Below are 3,111 nucleotides of genomic sequence, written 5' to 3'. Positions count from 1 at the left end.
CACGGCCCGTTCTTGAATCTCCGCGGATCAGTCGCGGTCGTTCTCCTGGCGGCGCGCCTCGCGGTCGCGGGTCACCTGGTCGTTCTCGGCGTCGTCGGCCTCGTCGATCTCCAGGTCGTCGTCGTCGTAGTACTCCTCGACGTCCTCGTCCTCTTCGAAGATCACCCGGTCGTCGCCGCCGTCACGGTCGTCGGCGTAGCGGCGCTCCGCACGCTCGCCCCGCTCCTCGGCGACAGGGCGCTCCTCGTCCTCGACCTCGGCGAGCTCGGGGTCGAGCGCGTCCACGAACTCCAGGCCGTCGATCTCGGCCAGCCGCTCGGAGGCGTTGGTGTTGCCGTCCGGGTCGGCCTCGGCGGCCTTCGCGAACCACTCACGCGCCTCGTCGGCACGGTCGGCCGCGATCAGCGCGTCGGCGTAGGCGTAGCGCAGTCGGGCCGTCCACGGGTGGACGGTGTTGGAGGCCAGCTCCGGGCTCTGCAGCGTCACCACGGCGGCGTCGAACTGGCCCATGTCGGAGCGGGCACCGGCCGAGACCAGGCGCATCTCGACCTGGCCGGCCTTGTCCAGCTGCTTGACCTCGGGCTCGCCGGCCATCGCCAGCGCCTTCTCGGGACGGCCCAGACCGCGCTCGCAGTCGGCCATCACCGGCCACAGGTCGGCCCGGCCGGTCATCCGGCGGGCGGCGCGGAACTCGGTCAGCGCCTCCGAGTAGCGCTGCGTCATGTACGAGGCGAAGCCGGCCGCCTCGCGCACCGAGGCGACACGCGAAGCCAGTCGCAGCGCGACGCGGGAGAACTTGTAGGCCTCCTCCGGCTCGGTGTCGAGCAGGCGGGCGACCATCACCAGGTTGCGGGCCACGTCATCGGCGAGCGTCTTCGGCAGGCTCTTCAGCTCCTGCCGCACGTCCGCGTCGATCTCCATGCCGGTGACGTCCTCGGGGATCGGCAGCCGGTGGACGGGCTCGTAGTTGCCACGGCGGTCGTCGTACCCACCACGGTCGCCGCCACGGTCGTCCCGGCGGTCGTCACGCCGGTCGTCGCGACGGAAGCCGCCACGGTCACCGGACGGACGGTCGCCGCCGCGGTACCCACCGCGGTCACCCGAGGGACGGTCGCCGCCACGGAAACCACCACGGTCGCCGGACGGGCGGTCGTCGCGACGGAAGCCGCCGCGCTCGCCACCACGGTCATCGCGGTTGAAACCACCCGAGGGGCGGTCGCCGCCACGGAAGCCGCCACGGTCACCGGAGGGGCGCTCGTCACGGCGGAAGCCGCCGCGCTCGCCACCACGGTCGTCACGGTTGAAACCACCCGAGGGGCGGTCGTCGCGACGGAAGCCGCCACGGTCACCGGAGGGACGGTCGTCACGGTTGAAACCACCGGACGGGCGGTCGCCACCACGGAAACCACCCGACGGGCGGTCGTCACGGCGGAAGCCGCCACGCTCGCCACCACGGTCATCGCGGTTGAAGCCACCCGAGGGGCGGTCGTCGCGACGGAAGCCACTGCGGTCACCGGAGGGGCGCTCGTCACGACGGAAGCCGCCGCGCTCGCCACCACGGTCGTCACGGTTGAAACCACCCGAGGGGCGGTCGTCGCGACGGAAGCCGCCACGGTCACCGGAGGGACGGTCGTCACGGTTGAAACCACCGGACGGACGGTCGCCACCACGGAAACCACCCGACGGACGGTCGTCACGACGGAACCCGCCGCGGTCGCCACCACGGTCATCGCGGTTGAAACCACCCGACGGACGGTCGCCACCACGGAAACCACCACGGTCACCGGAGGGGCGCTCGTCACGACGGAACCCGCCGCGGTCGCCACCACGGTCATCGCGGTTGAAGCCACCCGAGGGGCGGTCGCCGCCACGGAAGCCGCCGCGGTCACCGGAGGGGCGCTCGTCACGACGGAACCCGCCGCGCTCGCCACCACGGTCGTCACGGTTGAAACCGCCCGAGGGGCGGTCGTCGCGACGGAAACCGCCGCGGTCACCCGAGGGGCGGTCGCCGCCGCGGAAGCCGCCACGGTCGCCGGACGGACGGTCGTCACGACGGAACCCGCCGCGCTCGCCACCACGGTCGTCACGGTTGAAACCACCCGAGGGGCGGTCGCCACCGCGGAAACCACCGCGGTCGCCACCACGGTCATCGCGGTTGAAACCACCGGACGGACGGTCGCCGCCACGGAAACCGCCGCGGTCACCCGACGGACGGTCGCCGCCACGGAAGCCGCCACGGTCGCCGGACGGACGGTCGCCGCCGCGGTACCCACCGCGGTCGCCACCACGGTCGTCGCGGTTGAAGCCACCCGAGGGGCGGTCGCCGCCCCGGTAGCCGCCGCGGTCGCCGGACGGGCGGTCGCCGCCACGGTCACGGTCGCCACCGCGGTCGTCGCGGCGGAAGCCGCTGTCACCGCGGTCGTCCCGGCGCGGGCCGCGGTCGTTCGACCAACCGCCACGCGAGCGGGGCTCGTAGCCTCGACCATCGTCCGATCGGCGCTCGGGACGGTCCTGGGGCGGGTTCGACATCGCGGTGACTCCTCTACCTTCATCAGCTGCGCCGCTACCGGGACCGAACACGTCCCGTGCGGCAGGGTGCCGGCCGCGTGGCCACACACCATCTCCATTGTCGAGCATCAGCCCCGGCCCCGCGCCTGGGCGGGAGCGCCGGGGGATGCCGACGAAATACAAAGTCGTACAGAAAAAGCAAAAGGCCGTGGCCCCAGCTGATCGCTGGGGCCACGGCCTTTGAATAATTGTTCGGCGGTGTCCTACTCTCCCACAGGGTCCCCCCTGCAGTACCATCGGCGCTGTGAGGCTTAGCTTCCGGGTTCGGAATGTAACCGGGCGTTTCCCTCACGCTATGACCACCGAAACCCTATTGGGTATTCAGCGAACACACTTTTCAGTTGAATAGTGTTGCTTAAATAGTTCGCCGGCGATAGCTGTTCGCTACCCGGGAACCACACAGTGAACGCGAGCGTCTGAGGACAAGCCCTCGGCCTATTAGTACCGGTCAGCTCCACCCCTTACAGGGCTTCCACATCCGGCCTATCAACCCAGTCGTCTACTGGGAGCCTTACCCTCTCAAGGAGGTGGGAATACTCATCT

1 protein-coding gene, 2 rRNA genes and 1 pseudogene are annotated in these 3,111 nt (G+C 70.8%); all 4 read right to left on the bottom strand.

Annotated features, from left to right (window positions below; genetic code table 11):
• Positions 1–27: 27 nt before the first annotated feature.
• Positions 28–903 carry a tetratricopeptide repeat protein gene (locus AC060L_RS37245; protein ID WP_483803424.1) on the bottom strand — a complete coding sequence of 292 codons (876 nt, stop codon included), beginning with the start codon at positions 901–903 and terminating at the stop codon, positions 28–30.
• Positions 904–1,311: 408 nt separating this feature from the next.
• Positions 1,312–2,529, bottom strand: a pseudogene (locus AC060L_RS37240) (hypothetical protein); the annotation flags it as partial.
• A 229-nt stretch (positions 2,530–2,758) separates the two neighbouring features.
• Positions 2,759–2,875 (bottom strand): 5S ribosomal RNA (gene rrf, locus AC060L_RS37235).
• Positions 2,876–2,986: 111 nt separating this feature from the next.
• Positions 2,987–3,111: ribosomal RNA gene (locus tag AC060L_RS37230) — 23S ribosomal RNA — on the bottom strand; the annotation flags it as partial.

It is taken from the genome of Kitasatospora sp. NEAU-69, assembly GCF_057158765.1.
Note: the sequence above shows the minus strand (reverse complement) of the source record. Positions and strands in the feature narration are given on the sequence as shown.